Annotated in this window: 14 protein-coding genes; 5 read left to right on the top strand and 9 right to left on the bottom strand. The window is 38.8% G+C overall.

The window, feature by feature from the left end; genetic code table 11:
• Positions 1-150 precede the first annotated feature (150 nt).
• The 9 genes from VNN39_RS04355 to VNN39_RS04315 form a co-directional block, all read right to left on the bottom strand.
• Positions 151-1,596 carry an APC family permease gene (locus tag VNN39_RS04355; protein ID WP_165712504.1) on the bottom strand — a complete coding sequence of 482 codons (1,446 nt, stop codon included), beginning with the start codon at positions 1,594-1,596 and terminating at the stop codon, positions 151-153.
• A 211-nt stretch (positions 1,597-1,807) separates the two neighbouring features.
• Positions 1,808-4,048, bottom strand: coding sequence for an anaerobic ribonucleoside-triphosphate reductase (gene nrdD, locus VNN39_RS04350; protein WP_338998090.1), 2,241 nt, complete (start codon positions 4,046-4,048; stop codon positions 1,808-1,810).
• A gap of 158 nt (positions 4,049-4,206) precedes the next feature.
• Positions 4,207-4,719, bottom strand: a complete 513-nt coding sequence (locus tag VNN39_RS04345; protein ID WP_338997961.1) for an isochorismatase family cysteine hydrolase — start codon at positions 4,717-4,719, stop codon at positions 4,207-4,209.
• A 104-nt stretch (positions 4,720-4,823) separates the two neighbouring features.
• Positions 4,824-6,185 carry an APC family permease gene (locus tag VNN39_RS04340; RefSeq protein ID WP_017369683.1) on the bottom strand — a complete coding sequence of 454 codons (1,362 nt, stop codon included), beginning with the start codon at positions 6,183-6,185 and terminating at the stop codon, positions 4,824-4,826.
• A 147-nt stretch (positions 6,186-6,332) separates the two neighbouring features.
• A complete protein-coding gene (locus VNN39_RS04335) occupies positions 6,333-7,286 on the bottom strand; it encodes an L-threonine 3-dehydrogenase (protein WP_019291514.1) in 954 nt (317 codons plus the stop codon).
• A 66-nt stretch (positions 7,287-7,352) separates the two neighbouring features.
• Positions 7,353-8,543 (bottom strand): glycine C-acetyltransferase, encoded by a 1,191-nt coding sequence (locus tag VNN39_RS04330; protein WP_338997959.1) that lies wholly within the window; start codon positions 8,541-8,543, stop codon positions 7,353-7,355.
• Positions 8,544-8,769: 226 nt separating this feature from the next.
• A complete protein-coding gene (tdcB, locus tag VNN39_RS04325) occupies positions 8,770-9,777 on the bottom strand; it encodes a bifunctional threonine ammonia-lyase/L-serine ammonia-lyase TdcB (protein WP_338997957.1) in 1,008 nt (335 codons plus the stop codon).
• A 24-nt stretch (positions 9,778-9,801) separates the two neighbouring features.
• Positions 9,802-10,896, bottom strand: coding sequence for an alanine dehydrogenase (locus VNN39_RS04320; protein ID WP_213432483.1), 1,095 nt, complete (start codon positions 10,894-10,896; stop codon positions 9,802-9,804).
• 178 nt (positions 10,897-11,074) lie between these two features.
• Entirely contained in the window at positions 11,075-11,920 is an 846-nt protein-coding gene (locus VNN39_RS04315) for an aldo/keto reductase (RefSeq protein ID WP_096368992.1), read from the bottom strand.
• A gap of 120 nt (positions 11,921-12,040) precedes the next feature.
• Between VNN39_RS04315 and VNN39_RS04310 the strand changes: the two genes are divergently transcribed.
• From VNN39_RS04310 to VNN39_RS04290, 5 genes are all read left to right on the top strand, one after another.
• Entirely contained in the window at positions 12,041-12,520 is a 480-nt protein-coding gene (locus VNN39_RS04310; RefSeq protein WP_003133193.1) for an S-ribosylhomocysteine lyase, read from the top strand.
• 14 nt (positions 12,521-12,534) lie between these two features.
• Positions 12,535-12,684, top strand: a complete 150-nt coding sequence (locus VNN39_RS04305) for a hypothetical protein (protein WP_017369688.1) — start codon at positions 12,535-12,537, stop codon at positions 12,682-12,684.
• Entirely contained in the window at positions 12,681-13,694 is a 1,014-nt protein-coding gene (locus VNN39_RS04300; RefSeq protein ID WP_096368991.1) for a Gfo/Idh/MocA family oxidoreductase, read from the top strand. The genes VNN39_RS04305 and VNN39_RS04300 overlap by 4 nt, the downstream gene beginning before the upstream one ends.
• A gap of 98 nt (positions 13,695-13,792) precedes the next feature.
• Positions 13,793-14,635: an ABC transporter ATP-binding protein gene (locus VNN39_RS04295; protein WP_165713563.1), complete on the top strand. Its 843-nt coding sequence runs from the start codon at positions 13,793-13,795 to the stop codon at positions 14,633-14,635.
• A complete protein-coding gene (locus VNN39_RS04290) occupies positions 14,628-16,130 on the top strand; it encodes an ABC transporter permease/substrate-binding protein (RefSeq protein ID WP_270232018.1) in 1,503 nt (500 codons plus the stop codon). Before VNN39_RS04295 ends, VNN39_RS04290 begins: the two co-directional genes overlap by 8 nt.
• The last annotated feature ends 78 nt before the right edge of the window (positions 16,131-16,208 follow it).

The following is a 16,208-nucleotide window of genomic DNA, read 5'->3' as shown; positions in this document are numbered from 1 at the left end:
TTCATCCTCTTAATCACAATGAAGAGGATATCATGCAGACAAGCCTGATAAAGCTTGACGTTCCTCATTAGACCCTTTAGGGGCAATGAGGGTAGCGTATCAAAAAATGAGCAATTTCTCCCGAAACTACTCATTCTATTATACTACTTTTTAGACTAAATCATTTGACTTTTTTTGCTCACGACGTGCAATAAACGGAAGAAGCATCCCAAGAAGAATCAAGACAACTGGTGTCAAGATATTGGAAGTCAATTGGAACCACCAAGCAGATGGGTCGGTAGCAAAATCAACTTTTGGTACCATACCAAGGACACATGCTATTAAAGTGAACAAGAAACACCAGATACCTGCAAACATCGCCAAGCGTTTTTGCTTGATAAATTTGTACTCAGAAGTAAAGTGTTTAATTGCACGGTTAAGCATGATGAAGGCAAAGAATACCCACATGTAACGCATTGGCATCACGACTGAGTTTAAGTTTGTCAGCCATTTGACCAATTCGTTCATATTACCAATTCCAAGCAAAGGCATCAAAATAACGATACTTACCAAAATTCCTGTCAAGACGAAACCATTGATCAATGTTCCCTTCGCAGTTGTTTTACGTAGCCAAGCTGGAACAAATTGTGGGTCTGCGTCAGCAAGCAAAATACGCAATGGTGCATCAATCGAAAAGGCAAGCGCAGCAATTTGACCGATACCTTGTGTAAAGGCATAAACATACATCAGGCTATTGCCGATGCCATAGTGTTCGCCAAGCATTTGAAAGGCTGCATAGGCACCATTGGCCATGAGGTCATCAGGCAGGTTACCACTTGTAAAGAGCATACCCATCGCAACTGAACCAAGAACAGCACAGACACCTACCATAGCAGCAAGCATAAACATTGCTTTTGGAAATTCACGTGCAGGATTCTTCATTTGGTTGACATAAGGCGAGATTTTTTCGGCACCACCAACAGCAAAAACCAACATTGAGATGGTTGTGAAGTAACTGAAGTCGAATTTAGGGATATATGTGTTGATATTCCCCATGTCTGGTGTTGCAATCGCAAAGTCTTTTGCAATGAAAGGAACGCTGACAGCCATCACGATAAAGAGCAAGCTCATGACAAACATCGCTGTTCCTGCGAGACCCCCAATAACTTTAAGCGTATTTAATCCTTTTGTTGCGAGCCAGAGGAAAAGAAGGAAAATAACCAATGAAATGATTGCGACCATCGGAACAGACATCAAACTTACGAGCTGCCCATCCCCACGACCAATCCAACCAAAGGCAATCAAAATCGCTTGAGGTTTTTGGGCTAAGTACGGGATATGCACAACCCAATACGTCCATGCTGCATAATAGGCAAGACGTTTTGTTGAAGTTTGTTCAACCCACGAGCTCACACCACCTTTACTGTCTTTAAAAGTCGAGCCCAACTGCCCAACAATAAGTGCGTAAGGTACAAAATAAAGTGCCAAAATTAAAATCCATGAGGTAACAACTGTAATCCCTTGCTGTGCAAAGTTATTGACCACATTTCCCATACCCCAAACCATGTTGAAGGCAATAAATGCGACGGTAAACCATCTTATTTTTTTAGTGTCCATATTACTCCTTAAATTTTTTTATCACTCTGCGGACAAGACAAAGTAATTTTTTTACGCGCTTTTTACAAATATAAAAAAGCGGTTGCATTAAAATTATAAAATAAAACTTAAACACTGTCAATATTATTCTTGAATTTTCAATAAAATTTTAAAATTATCCCTGCTTCTTTATCTTCTAATAAAAAAAGTGAACCTTAAGATTCACTCTCTTTTATTTTACAAATTTACTCTTTGCATGGTCTACAGCTTCACTGTCAATACTTTCACCATCTTCCAGAACACCTACGGAACCATTCATATGTTTCACACGCGCTGAGATTTCTTTATGGCGGCCATGAACCATTGGTCGGGCTTGGGGGTTACCTAAGTACCCACATGTTCGTTTTACCACATCACATGTTTGCGGGTTAGCATTGTCACATTGAGGGCATTTAAAGCCACGTTCTGTTGCTGTGAAGTCTCCTTCGAAACCACATTCATAACAGTGGTCAATCGGTGCATTTGTTCCTAAATAACCGATGCGATCATACGCAAAGTCCCAAACGGCTTCAAGTGCACGAGGATTTTGTTGAATCATTGGATATTCCGCATAGTGGATAAAGCCACCATTTGCATAAACGGGATAATCTTTTTCAAACTCCAATTTTTCAAATGGTGTTGGATTTTTACGTACATCATAGTGGAAACTATTTGTATAGTAATCTTTATCAGTAATATCAGCTACTGAACCAAATTTTTCTTTATCCATACGGCAGAATCGGTCGGTCAGACTTTCACTTGGTGTAGAGTAAACAGAAAAATGATAGCCAGTTTCTTTGCTCCAGTCTTTACAGTCTTGGTTCATGCGTTTTACTATTTCCAGTGTAAAGTCTTTGGCTTCCTTGTTATTTTCCCAAGTTGGCCCATAGAAACTTGTCGCAACTTCATAGAGACCGATATAACCAAGGGAAACTGTCGCACGCTCATTTTTATACAACTCATCGACTGAATCTTCAGCTTTCAAGCGGCCCAATGCACCATTCATAAATAGGATGGGGGCATTTTTGGGTTGAGCTTCTTTTGTGCGGTTAACACGGAAAACCAAAGCATCTTTAGCAATTGCAATACGCTCATTAAAGATGTCCCAGAATTTTTCTTTATCACCTGCTGCTTCAAGCGCAATGCGTGGAAGGTTTACCGTTACAACTCCAAGGTTGTTACGCCCAGCAGTAACTTCATTACCATTTTCATCTTTCCAGCCATGAAGGAAGCTACGACAACCCATACTTGCCTTAAATGACCCTGTTAACTCGACAATCTTATCATAAGACAAGATATCTGGATACATACGCTTTGTGGCACATTCTAGCGCCAAGTTTTTAATGTCATAGTTTGGTGTACCCACTTCGAGATTTAACCCGCGTTTCAGTGTGAAAATTAATTTAGGGAAAATTGCTGTACGATGCTCTTTTCCCAAACCTCCAATACGCACTTTCAGGATAGCTTTTTGGATTTCACGTGCATACCAATCTTCTCCCAAACCGAAACCAACGGTAACAAAAGGTGTTTGGCCATTTGAAGTGAAAAGCGTATTGATTTCATATTCCAAAGATTGCATCGCATCATAAATATCTTTTTTAGTTTTTGCTTGAGCATAGGCTTCACGTTTTTCCGGCTGCTCAATCCACTCTTCTGCATCTTTTAAATGCTTCGCATAGTTCAATTTTGCATAAGGTGCCAAAATTTCATCAGCACGATCAAATGAACAGCCACCGTATTGTGAACTGGCCACATTCGCAATAATTTGTGAAGCTTGAGCAGTCGCTGTTTGAATAGACTTAGGTGAATCTACTTGAGCATTTCCTAATTTAAAGCCATTTTCAAACATATTTTTAAAGTCAATCAAGCAACAGTTTGACATCGTTGTGAAGGGAGAATAATCCAAATCATGATAGTGAATCTCCCCTTTTTGGTGGGCATTCGCTACATGAGGAGGAAGCATTTTTAAACCAATGGCTTTAGAAACAGCACCCGCAGTTAAATCACGTTGCGTATTGAAAACATCACTGTCCTTGTTGGCATTCTCGTTGACGACCGTTTGATCTTTGTTGATTAGTTTTTCGATAGTAAAGTTAATATCTGTTGCTTTACTTCTTTCAAGGTCACGTTGTGTCCGATAAGTTGTATAAACTTCCGCCCATTTCGTTTCGCCAAGTTCCATCAATAGATGTTCCACAATACTTTGAATTTCATAAATTTTAACATTATCCGTAAAACGCGTGAATATTTCACACACCACACGATCACAAATTTCAGCTATACGATTTTCTGAAGCTGGCGGAACTATTTCATCTCCAGCTTTTTGCAATGCCTCAAAAATTTTGCTGCTGTCAAACTTTACGGAGCGACCATCACGCTTAATCACACTAATTTCTTGATCCATTACGATGGTGCTTTCCTCAACCATTTTCATTCTTTGTTCCCCCATTTTTAATTCCTTGTGCCTCTATTCTATCAAATATAATTCCCTTTTTCCACTATATCTAGTAGTATTTTTTATGAAAATAAAAGAAAGCATACTATATATAGTGTTTCGTAGAAAAATAAAAAAAGAGCTTTTTTTCACTCTTTTTAATCGTTAATTACATTAATTTGGCAAGATTTCATTGTTTCCAAGGCTGCACGGTCAGTTTCTGGAGTCACACCCGCACAGCATGAGGCATCAACAGTAATTTTTGCTTCTGGAGCAAATGACTTGATCAATAAAGCGTTTGAAACTACGCATATATCTGTACATATACCAATAAGTTCTACTTGTTCAACGTTCTCGTCACGTATGTATTCTGCAAGCTCTACTGAACCAAAGATATTCTTTTCGAAAACGCGTTGAAAGCCAACTTGTGCTTCTTTACGTATCTCCCAACCCTGAGTCCCATTTTGACAGTGAATCACTGGCAAGTTTTGACCTTCTTGAGATGTCAAATAATCCTCAAAGTGTGTATCTTGTGTGGCTAAACGTTCATTTCTGGCATAGGTTGCCAGCTTCTCAATAACCTTTGGAACAATGTCTTGCGCTTCTTTTGTGCCCAAAGAACCATCTATAAAATCATTTTGAAAGTCAATCAGTACCAGTAATTTTTTCATAAGCAAATTATAGCAAATTTACTTTAAAAAGCAAAGACAAGGTAAAAGCCAACTAGTATACTAGACACCAAAATAAAAAACTCCACCAACGGAGTTTTTATATCTTAGCGATGGTATTTCTTATCTAAATGATTGTAAACAGGAAGACCGATTAAAGTAAAGACAACACCAACCAAGGCTGGGATTTGGTTACTCATATAATCTGAACTGATCAAAGTCATTACTAAGATGAAGACACCACCAACAATTGCGATAATTGGAACAACTGGATAAAGTGGTACTTTATATGGACGTACTAATTCTGGTTCACGTTTACGTAAGATAAAGACCGTAATGAAGACCATAGTGTAGAAAATCCAAATAACGAAAACCAACATATTTGTTAAGAAATCAAAAGCATCGCTTGAAAGCATTGTTACTACCAACATAATCGCTGCGATAGCAACTTGAAGGATACCTGAGTTTACGGGAACACCACTCGCTGAGAGTTTCTTGAATGTTTTCCAGAAGGGGAAAGATTTTTCTGTTGCTAAAGCGTATGAAGCACGCATACCTGTCATAGAGTAACCATTAATCGTACCATATACAGAAATCAAGATACCAATTGTGACAAGTTTACCACCCATACCACCAAATATTTTATTGGCAACAATAGCAGGAAGATTTGGATCATTTTCCATCAAAGTTGGAATACCTAAAGTACGGATATAAGCCGCATTGATAAAGACATATACAAACATGATGGCAACAATACCGAGAATAATCGCACGTGGCAAATGTTTTGCTGGGTTTTTCATTTCGCCAGCAATATTACCAGCATAGATCCATCCATCATAGGCAAACATAGTTGCTAAGAGACCTGAACCAATAGCAGATGCTAGGGACAGATTTTCTCCTGCTGTGATAGGGAGCAATTGGAACTCAACACCACCAGGACGGAGTAAGCCAACAACAACAATCAAGGCAATAGGAATCAGCTTGATAACCGTCGTAACAGACTGCAAGCCGCCTGCAGCTTTAGAACTGATGAAGTTAATCAAGGTAACTGTAACAGCCGCAATTACACCAACTATAGCTGTATTGGCGGCACTCACATTCATGCCAAACAAATTTAAAAATTGTGTACCAAATACAACAGATAGCGCTGCAATATTTGCAGGGAAGTAGATAATAGATTGTGCCCAACCTAAGAGAAATGACCAACGTTTACCAAAACCACGTTGAATGTAACGAATCATCCCACCTGTTTCAGGGATAGCGGCGGCAAGTTCAGCGGCAGTCAAACCACCACAAATTGAAATGATACCACCAAGTACCCAAACCAATATGTGCAATCCTGGTTGGCCAGTAAGTTCCGCCACGCGGCCAGCCTTGAAGAATACACCTGCACCGATAACCGTACCCATTACTGTTGTAAGGGCAGGGAAGAAACCAAGCGTTCGCTTCATTTCATTTTTTTGTTCCATAAGAGCTCCTCTTTCAAAGATAAATTTTTGATAAGATTAATAATAACAATGCTGATTCCTAACATCAGCATTAGAGAGTAACCTTGTAACCGATTACTCTCTTATTTTAACATAATTTTTAATTTTGTGATGGAATGAACTTAGTTTTTAGCCTTTTAATTTTTCAGTAAGTTTTTCAAGCATTTCTTTAGTCATTGCATCCAAATCATATTTAGGATTGAAGCCCCATTCTTCTTTGGCACAAGTTGCATCGATAGAGTTTGGCCAGCTATCAGCAATACCTTGGCGGACTGGATCTACATCATAATCCATTGTGAAGTCTGGCATGAATTTTTTGATTGATGCAGCAATTTCTTCAGGCTCAAAGCTCATCGCTGTGATATTGAAAGCGTTGCGGTTTACTAATTTGTCTGCAGGTGCATTCATCAAGTCAACAATCGCATCGATAGCATCCGGCATATACATCATATCCATCTTTGTTCCTTCAGCGATGAAGCTTGAGTAATGACCATTTTTAATTGCTTCATAGTAGATGTCAACAGCATAGTCTGTTGTTCCTCCACCAGGCAATGTTTTATATGAAATCAAGCCTGGGAAGCGTACACCACGTGTATCAACACCAAATTTAGTGTAGTAGTAATCACAAAGCAATTCCATAGAAACTTTAGTCACACCATACATTGTATTTGGACGTTGAATTGTAACTTGAGGCGTGTTGTCCATTGGAGTACTTGGTCCAAAGGCAGCAATAGATGATGGTGAGAAGTATTGGAGGTTAAGTTCACGCGCTGTTTCCAAAGCATTAACCAAGCCGCCCATGTTCAAGTTCCAAGCAAATTGAGGTTTTGCTTCAGCAACAGCTGAAAGAAGTGAAGCTAAGTGAATAATAGTGTCAACACCATTATCTTTAGCAATTGCCATCATTTTGTCACGGTCCATTACATCCAAAATTTCAAAATGACCATCAGTGACAACTGGATTACCTTCAACTTCACGTACATCTGTTGCAATAACATTATCAACACCAAGATCTTTACGAAGACGTTCAGTTAATTCTGATCCAATTTGTCCGAGTGCGCCTGTGATGAGTACTTTTTTCATTATATTTTCTCCAATATATTTATTATATGCTTATTTGTAATAGAAAGTTTTTCTTATCTTAAGAGATTAAATCAATCCGATTTCTTTACCCACTTTGGCAAAAACAGCAACGGCTTCATCCAACATTTCTTTTGTATGTGCCGCTGTAGGCATTGCACGTACACGTCCTGTTCCAAGTGGTACAGTTGGGAATACGATAGGTTTAACATAGACACCATTTTCAATCAATTTCTTAGAAAACTCTTGTGTTTTTGCTTCATCTCCGAGAATTACTGGTGTGATTGGTGTTTCAGATACACCTGTATCAAAGCCGGCTTTTTGCAATTCTTCTTTGAAGTATTTTGCGTTATCCCAAAGTGTTTCAACATACTCTGGATGATCATGCATTAAGACAAAGGCTTCTTTTGCTGCTGCTGCTGCACCTGGTGTCAATGAAGTTGAAAAGAGGAAAGGACGACCTTGTGATTTGAGCCAATCAACCAAAAGTTTTGAACCTGCTACATATCCGCCCACTACACCAATCGCTTTTGAAAGTGTACCGATTTGGAAGTCAATTTTGTCTTGTAAACCAAAGTGTTTTACTGTGCCGGCTCCGCCGCCCATAACACCAGAACCATGCGCATCATCAACATATGTAATCAAATCATATTTTTCGGCAATTTCGACAATTTCTGGCAGTTTTGCAACGTCACCATCCATTGAGAAGACACCGTCTGTGATGTACATTACTTTATTATATTCACCAGACGCGGTAGCTTCTTTTGCTTTTGCTTCAAGATCAGCCATATCTTGGTGTTTCACGCGAATAATTTTAGCACCTGAGAGACGACACCCGTCAATAATTGAGGCGTGATTCAATTCATCAGAAAGAATTGCATCACCTTTTTTCATGACAGCGCTAATCGCTCCCATGTTACAATTGAAACCAGATTGAAACGCAATAGCAGCCTCTGTACCTTTAAATTCAGCAATTGTTTTCTCCAATTCAATATGGATGTCTAAAGTACCGTTGATTGTACGTACAGCACCTGCTCCTGCTCCATATTTATCTGTTGCATCTTTTGTCGCTTGAATTAATTCAGGGCGTGTTGCAAATCCCAAATAGTTATTTGAAGCAAGGTTAATCATCTTGTTGCCCGCAATTGTAATCTCAGGACCATTGGCGCTATCTAAGACATCAATGGTGTTGAGCAAACCTTTTTGTTTAAGGTCTCCAAGCCCATTTTCGAGGAACTGTGTTAAAACTTTTGAAGTCATTCTATAACCTTCTTTCAATTTTTAGTTACACGTTTTGTAACCGTTTACAGTAAGTTTAACACTTTTTTTTTACTCATGCAAGGATTTTTTGCACTTTGATTAAATTTTAATTTAAATTACATGTCTTTGTGAATTTCGTGATATCAGAGTAAATTATCTCACGATTAAAAAAAGACTGAACTATACAAAAAAAGACTCTGAAATTAAGAGTCTTTTGCTTTAAAAATTATTGATCATTGTCATTGGCAATCAGGAAGTGATCTACGACATCTTCGATACGGGCCAAGTCAACATTCCCGCCTGAAACAATAGAAACAACTTTTTTCCCTTTCACATAATCATCAACTTTACCTGAGAGAATAGCAGCTGTAGCAAGAGCTCCGGCACCTTCCACCACGATTTTTGTACGTTGAATTAAATCTTTAATTGCCAATTCGATTTCTTCTTCTGTCACAAGAACCATATTATCAACGATTTGATTGACTACTTCAAACGTTAGTTCCCCAGGGTAAGCCACATGACACCCATCTGCAATCGTTGGAGCTTCGTCATGGTGTACTTTTTTACGCTCTCTAAAGGATGCAGTCATACCATGACAGTTTTCAGCTTGAACACCAATAACTTGGATATTAGGATTGAAGGATTTCAGGGCAACAGCAACACCCGAAATCAAACCACCACCGCCTACTGGTACCAATACTGTGTCAACATCCCAAAGATGATCTAAGATTTCAAGACCAATTGTCCCTTGTCCAGCCATTACCTCTGCATCGTCATATGGTGGAATATAGGTAATGTTATTTTCTTTAGCGTAAGCTTCACAAAAGGCTTTGGAGTCGTCAAACTGTTTACCTTCAAGCATTACTTCTGCGCCATAACCACGTGTGGCATCAACTTTGGCTTGCGGTGCACCTTTTGGCATAACAATAATACTTTTGATCCCCAAAAGTTTTGATGTTAAAGCCACACCTTGAGCGTGATTTCCTGCTGAACAAGCAATAACTCCACGGTCTTTTTCTTCTTGGGACAATTGAGCAATCTTATTGAAAGCACCACGAAACTTGAATGAACCTGTTAATTGCATATTTTCAAGTTTCAAGTAAACTTCACCACCTGTTCTAGCAGTCAAGAACATTGACTGAATCAAAGGTGTTTCACGTGCATATTGTTTGACAGTATTTTGAGCTTTTTTAATATCTTTAATTGTAATTGGCAGATTTGCTAAATTTGGCATAATTCTTTTTCCTTAGATTTATTTTTAGAGTTCCGTATAAGTAACATCGATTGAATCCGCAAGTGCTTTGGAAACGACTTTTCCTTTGTAAACACTCAAACCGGATAAAAGTTCTTTTGATTTCAGCGCCTCATCTAAGCCTTTGACTGAAATATCCTTAAGGAAAGAGATATTGCCTTGAGCCAAAGCTATCGTCGCTGTACGAGGTGTTGCTCCTGGCATATTTGGCACAGCATAATGAATAATACCGTGTTTGATAAAGACTGGATCTGCATGGTTTGTTGCATGATCAATTGTTTCAACTGTACCACCTTGGTCAATAGCAATATCCACGATAACAGATCCTGGTTTCATAGATTCAACCATATATTCTTTAACTAATTTTGGTGGTTTAGCACCTGGAATCAAGATTGTTGAAATAAAGACATCTGCAAGTTTAATATTTTCTTCCAGAGCTTCAGTTGTTGATTTAACGATTTCAACTGTTTTGCCTGCATAGCGTTCTTTAAGTTGGGCGATACGCGCATCACCAAGTTCAATGATAATAACCTTACATCCCAAAGCAACAGCCATATCGGCAGCATTTTCTGCAGCATTACCACCACCGAAGATAACAACTGTACCAGCCTCGATACCTTCAATACCAGGAAGAAGAATTCCTTCCCCTTCATGTTGTTTTTCAAGATAATATTGCCCAATATTAACTGCACGACGTCCCGCAATAGCTGACATTGGCTTAAGCAACTCAAGCACACCATTGATTGAGATATTTTCACCAGAAATAGCTGTTACGCCGACTTCCATCATTTTTTCAACACAAGCTTTGTTCGCTGCCAAGTGTAAGAATCCCCAAATTATTTGTCCTGGTTTGAAATATTTATATTCAGATTCCATTGGCTCTTTGACTTTAACAATAAGCTCTGCTTCCCAAGCAGTTTCTGTATCAACGATTTGTCCTCCTGCTGCTTCGTAAAGGTCATTTGTAAAACCACAACCTGCACCAGCATTGCTATCGACAAATACTTCATTACCTGCTTCAACGAGAATTTTTACGTTTTCTGGAGTCATCCCTACACGCGCTTCACCTTGTTTTGGGTCTTTAATTACACCAATTTTCATTTTGTTTCTCCTTTGTGAATTCTTTATCAATTAAATGATAGCACTTTCATTCTTTTTTAGCAATCATTTTTGTGAAATAAAACACTTTTTTAACGCTTTATTATTCTTCCTGTCTATATTCTGTCAATTATAAAAAAAGACATTCAAATCTTACAATTTGAATGTCTTTCAACTTATTTTAGTGATCAACTTCGTCTGGGTTGCGTGCTAGACCCGCTTTACCATGAAGGCTGTCGATAAAAGTAATATCTTCTTCGGTCAAATCAAAATCAAAGATATCCGCATTTTCTTTAATACGGCTGGCCGTCACAGACTTAGGTAAAGGAAGATAGCCTTTGTGTAAACTCCAACGTAAAACGACTTGGGCAACTGTTTTACCATATTTATCTGCAATATCAGTCAACTCAGTAACCGCAAATATTTTTCCAGTACCAAGTGGACTATAAGCCTCTGTCAAGATATCATGTGCTTTATTGAAGGCAACAACCTCTTCTTGCTGATCCGAGGGATTAACCATAATTTGGTTGACAACTGGTTTAATTTCGGCTACTTCTAGTAAAGGTTCTAAATGTCGTGGATGGAAGTTAGACACTCCAATAGCACGGACTTTCTTATCACGTACGCCTTCTTCCATTGCTTTCCAGACTGCAGCATTGCGCTCTGCAAAGTTCGGGCGAAATGCTTTTGGGTTTGGCCAGTGAATAAGATAAAGGTCTACATAGTCTAAGCCTAATTTTTCCAAACTTTCATCAAGAGCCGCTCGCGCATCTTCTGTTGTGCCAACAGCCCAAAGTTTTGTCGTAATAAACAAGTCTTCGCGTGCAATCCCACTATCTTTAATCGCTCGACCAACGGACTCTTCATTTCCATAAACAGCTGCTGTATCAATATGACGGTATCCAACTTCTAAGGCTGTTTTAACAGCTTGATACGCTTCTTCGCCATCTTTAGATTGCCATGTTCCAAAACCAACTTTTGGAATTGTCATACCATTTGCGAGAGTGTAAGTTTCTGTAAGTGACATAATTTCTCCTTTTCTTTACTTTCTAGCTTCATTCTATCACTTTACGAGGTCAGACAAAAAAATTTTGGTTCAAAAAATGGTAAAATAGAAGAATACTAAAGAATACTGGAGGTAAGAAAAATGGCTGAAGTAGAATCATTCCAGCTCGATCACACAAAAGTTTTAGCACCCTATGTGCGTCTAATTGGGACAGAAACAGGCCCTAAGGGTGACATTATTACCAACTTTGACGTCCGTTTTGTGCAACCTAATCACGGTGAAATTCCTACAAGCGGACTACACACTATCGAACACTCAATGGCAAGTCTGATACGTGACCGTATTGATGGTATGATTGACTTTTCTCCCTTTGGATGTCGCACTGGTTTCCATATGATTATGTGGGGCGAGCCAACTGCTGAAGAGATTGCTAAAGTAATCACTTCATCTTTGGAAGAGCTCGCAGGAGACAGTTTCACTTGGGATAATGTCCCAGGTGTTGCCGAAAAAGAATGTGGTAATTATCGTGATCACTCATTGTTTTCAGCAAAAGAATGGGCGAAGAAAATATTGAGTGAGGGTATCTCCTCGGATGCTTTCGAACGTCGCCTTGTAAAATAGAGAGAAAGAGAACTATGGGAAAGTATCAATTAGACTATAAAGGACAAGCCTCTGTCCAAAAATTCCACGAGAAAAATTCAAATAAAAAGACAGACAAGTTGTCAAAAATTGAAGAATTAAAAAAACAACACTTAGCTAAAAAGAAAAAAGAGAAGAAAGCATGAAAAAGTTAAACATTGCTTATGTTGGTTTTGGGAAGTCCACCAATCGCTATCATATTCCGTATGTTAAAATTCGTGAGCACTTCAACATTGCGCGCATTGTCAATCGTAGCCTAGGTAAACGTCCTGAGCAAGCTATTCTTGAGGCTGAAGGAACCGTTTTTTCAACAGACATCAATGATATTATTCAAGATGATTCAATTGATTTAGTCGTTGTCGTCACTCCAGGTGCTGCACATTACGAAACGAGTAAAAAGCTTTTACTGGGTGGAAAAAATGTTATCTGTGATAAACCGTTAGTGGAAACGTTAGAACAAGCCAAAGAATTAGTTGGTATCGCTCAAGAAAATAATCTCTTCTTTATGCCTTTCCAAAACCGTCGTTTTGACAGTGATTTTTTGACGATTAAAAAAGTTTTGGATGCGGGTTACTTAGGAGATTTGCTTGACATTACTGTCACTATGGATCACTATCGTCCAACAGATGCAACTGCTGGAAAAAACTTTGACGGCGCCTGGTATGGCCATGGTGTACACATGGTTGACCAAATGGTTTCACTCTTTGGACATCCAAAAGATGTACAGTACGATATCCGTTCAACACGCGATTCAAATGCTGTGGACGATTACTTCTCTGTAAACTTGCTTTACACTGATTTCCGAGCAACCGTCCAAGCCACTGAACTGGCTGCGCTCAAACGTCCCAAATGGGTGCTTTATGGTTCTAGAGGAACTTTAATTAAAGAAAACGTTGATCAACAGGAAAATGATTTGAAGGTAGGAATCTTCCCAGGAAATGAAGGTTTTGGGGCCGATACACCGCAAGATTTTGCTCAATTGACATACTACAATCAAAATGGAGATCGTATTGAAAAGTCAATTCCTACAGTTTCAGGCGATTATGGTCGTGTCTATGATGCGGCTTATGAGTCAATCGTGAATGGAGCTGAAAAACTTGTTTTGGATGAGCAAATTTTGACGGTTATTGAAACTTTAGAAAATGGCTTTAAATAAAAAAGTCCTCTTTGAGGGCTTTTTCTATACCCTTCCATCCAGAAAAATAGCAATCCATTTCCTGAAAGAACTGAAAGATAAAATGTTAAAATGACACTATGACTATTACATTTAAAAATGTTACTAAAAAATACGGAGACAAAGCCGTACTTTCAGATATCAACTTATCCATAAAAAGTCATGAGTTTTTTGTCCTCGCAGGCTCTTCGGGTGGTGGAAAAACAACATTACTCAAGATGATTAACCGGCTCATCGAACCCAATCAAGGACAGGTTCTCATTGATGATCAAGATATTCAAACAATTAACTTAAGGGACTTGCGTCTTCAAATAGGATATGTTCTCCAACAAATTGCGCTCTTTCCTAACATGACCGTTTTAGAAAATATTAGTATCATCCCAACCATGAAAGGTTGGAGCAAAAGAGAAATACGTGAGCGTGTACTCGAACTCCTTCCTTTAGTTGGTCTAGATGCCGAAAAGTATCTTAACCGCTATCCTCACGAACTTTCTGGGGGTGAAGCACAGCGGATTGGTATTTTACGTGCTATCGCCTGTAAACCAAAGATTATTTTAATGGACGAACCTTTCTCCGCTTTAGATCCTATCTCCCGTAAACAGCTACAGGAACTGGTCAAAGATTTACAAAAAACCTTAAAAATCACAACGGTTTTTGTTACCCACGATATGTCTGAAGGAATGGCGATGGCTGACCGTATCGCTATTCTCAAAGATGGTGAACTTCAACAAGTGGGACGACCCCAAGAAATTTTAAATGCTCCAGCAAATACTTTTGTAGCGGACTTCTTCACTGATTATCATCAAGATCTATCTCAATATAAATTAAAAAATCTTGAACAAGTCCTTGCAACTCATGATTTTTCGGAAGAAACGCCTTTGGGGGAAATCTTAAATAGTCTGGAGGACGATACTCATGAATAATTTGATTGCTACCTTCCAACAGCAAGAGCACCAGTTTTGGACTGCTCTTTTAGAGCATATCCAAATTTCTTTGGTTTCTCTGTTTATCGCTATTTTAATCGCGCTTCCTCTTGCTTTACTTTTAAGACGTTATCCCAAAACTGCTGAACCTGCACTACAAATTACAGGAATTTTCCAAACTATTCCAAGTTTGGCCCTTCTTGGATTATTGATTCCTTTCATTGGTATTGGCTCTTTGCCAGCCATTGTTGCATTAGTTGTCTATGCCCTTTTTCCCATTATCCAAAATACCTACACAGGACTTCAACAAATTGATCCATCCTTAATTGAAGCTGCAACGGCTTTTGGAATGAATCGGCGGGAGCGCTTGATGAAGTTTGAGCTGATACTTGCTCTACCCTTTATTATGGCAGGTATTCGTACAAGTGCAGTCATGATTATTGGGACCGCAACTTTAGCTGCACTTATTGGAGCAGGCGGACTCGGAAATTTCATCCTCTTAGGCATTAACTCCAATGATGTTAACCTTATCCTGATTGGAGCGCTTTCCTCTGCTTTACTGGCCGTTATTTTCTCAACCTTACTCCGCTTCTTGGAAAAAGCAAAAATTCGGACCATTCTGATTAGCTTCTTTGCTGGGCTTTTACTCTTGTTGGGTTCATATTATCAGCCTCATTCTAATACTCATCCACAGATTACTATTGCTGGAAAACTCGGAGCTGAGCCGACACTTTTGATAAATATGTACAAGGAAGTTATTGAGAAGAACAGTGATATCGAAGTCACACTCAAGTCCAACTTTGGAGACACAACCTTCCTTTACAATGCTTTAAAATCAAATAAAATCGATATTTATCCTGAATTTTCTGGAACAGTCTTAACGACATTTTTGAAAAAAAATACGACTTCCACCGACCCCAAAAAAGTTTATGAAGAGGCGCGCGCAGGCATTGCTAAGCTTGACAACTTTACTTATCTTGCACCTATGGAGTTCCAGGATACTTATGCATTAGCTGTTAAAAATAGCTATGCCCAGAAACATCACCTTAAAAATATTTCTGATCTGCAAAGCTTGCCTTCCGTTAAAGCTGGATTCGACTTAGAATTTGCACACCGTCAGGATGGCTATATCGGAATTCAAAGTTTATATGGGTTAAGTTTTGATGTGAAGACAATGCAAACAAGCCTGATCTACAATGCTTTAAACAGTAATAACATTGATTTGGCACAAGTCTACTCCACAGACAGTCAAATCAAGCAATATGAACTCACTGTACTGAATGATGATAAAAATCTTTTCCCACCCTATCAAGCCGCTCCTTTGATGAACAACAGTCTCCTAAAAAAATATCCCCAATTAGAAAAAATTTTAAACGAACTCTCAGGAAAAATTACCAATAAGGAAATGATTGACATGAATTACGCTGTCAATGTTGAACAAAAAGATCCCGCTGCTGTAGCCCACGATTTTCTGATGAAACATAGTTTGGTTTAAAGACTGAGCTTAAGAACTCTTACCTAAGAGTTCTTTTTATATATTTCGTAAGCGAGCTCCAGAAATCAGCACCAGAAA

It is taken from the genome of Lactococcus formosensis (genome assembly GCF_037892375.1).
In the GTDB taxonomy this organism is placed as follows: domain Bacteria; phylum Bacillota; class Bacilli; order Lactobacillales; family Streptococcaceae; genus Lactococcus; species Lactococcus formosensis.
This window is presented reverse-complemented; position numbering and strand designations above follow the sequence as displayed.

Coding starts and splice junctions, on each gene's coding strand:
- VNN39_RS04290 (WP_270232018.1), top strand. CDS start 14,628: ATGAATAATTTGATTGCTACCTTCCAACAGCAAGAGCACCAGTTTTGG.
- VNN39_RS04305 (WP_017369688.1), top strand. CDS start 12,535: ATGGGAAAGTATCAATTAGACTATAAAGGACAAGCCTCTGTCCAAAAA.
- VNN39_RS04345 (WP_338997961.1), bottom strand. CDS start 4,719: ATGAAAAAATTACTGGTACTGATTGACTTTCAAAATGATTTTATAGAT.
- VNN39_RS04310 (WP_003133193.1), top strand. CDS start 12,041: ATGGCTGAAGTAGAATCATTCCAGCTCGATCACACAAAAGTTTTAGCA.
- VNN39_RS04340 (WP_017369683.1), bottom strand. CDS start 6,185: ATGGAACAAAAAAATGAAATGAAGCGAACGCTTGGTTTCTTCCCTGCC.
- VNN39_RS04320 (WP_213432483.1), bottom strand. CDS start 10,896: ATGAAAATTGGTGTAATTAAAGACCCAAAACAAGGTGAAGCGCGTGTA.
- VNN39_RS04335 (WP_019291514.1), bottom strand. CDS start 7,286: ATGAAAAAAGTACTCATCACAGGCGCACTCGGACAAATTGGATCAGAA.
- tdcB (WP_338997957.1), bottom strand. CDS start 9,777: ATGCCAAATTTAGCAAATCTGCCAATTACAATTAAAGATATTAAAAAA.
- VNN39_RS04330 (WP_338997959.1), bottom strand. CDS start 8,543: ATGACTTCAAAAGTTTTAACACAGTTCCTCGAAAATGGGCTTGGAGAC.
- VNN39_RS04355 (WP_165712504.1), bottom strand. CDS start 1,596: ATGGACACTAAAAAAATAAGATGGTTTACCGTCGCATTTATTGCCTTC.
- VNN39_RS04315 (WP_096368992.1), bottom strand. CDS start 11,920: ATGTCACTTACAGAAACTTACACTCTCGCAAATGGTATGACAATTCCA.
- nrdD (WP_338998090.1), bottom strand. CDS start 4,048: ATGAAAATGGTTGAGGAAAGCACCATCGTAATGGATCAAGAAATTAGT.
- VNN39_RS04300 (WP_096368991.1), top strand. CDS start 12,681: ATGAAAAAGTTAAACATTGCTTATGTTGGTTTTGGGAAGTCCACCAAT.
- VNN39_RS04295 (WP_165713563.1), top strand. CDS start 13,793: ATGACTATTACATTTAAAAATGTTACTAAAAAATACGGAGACAAAGCC.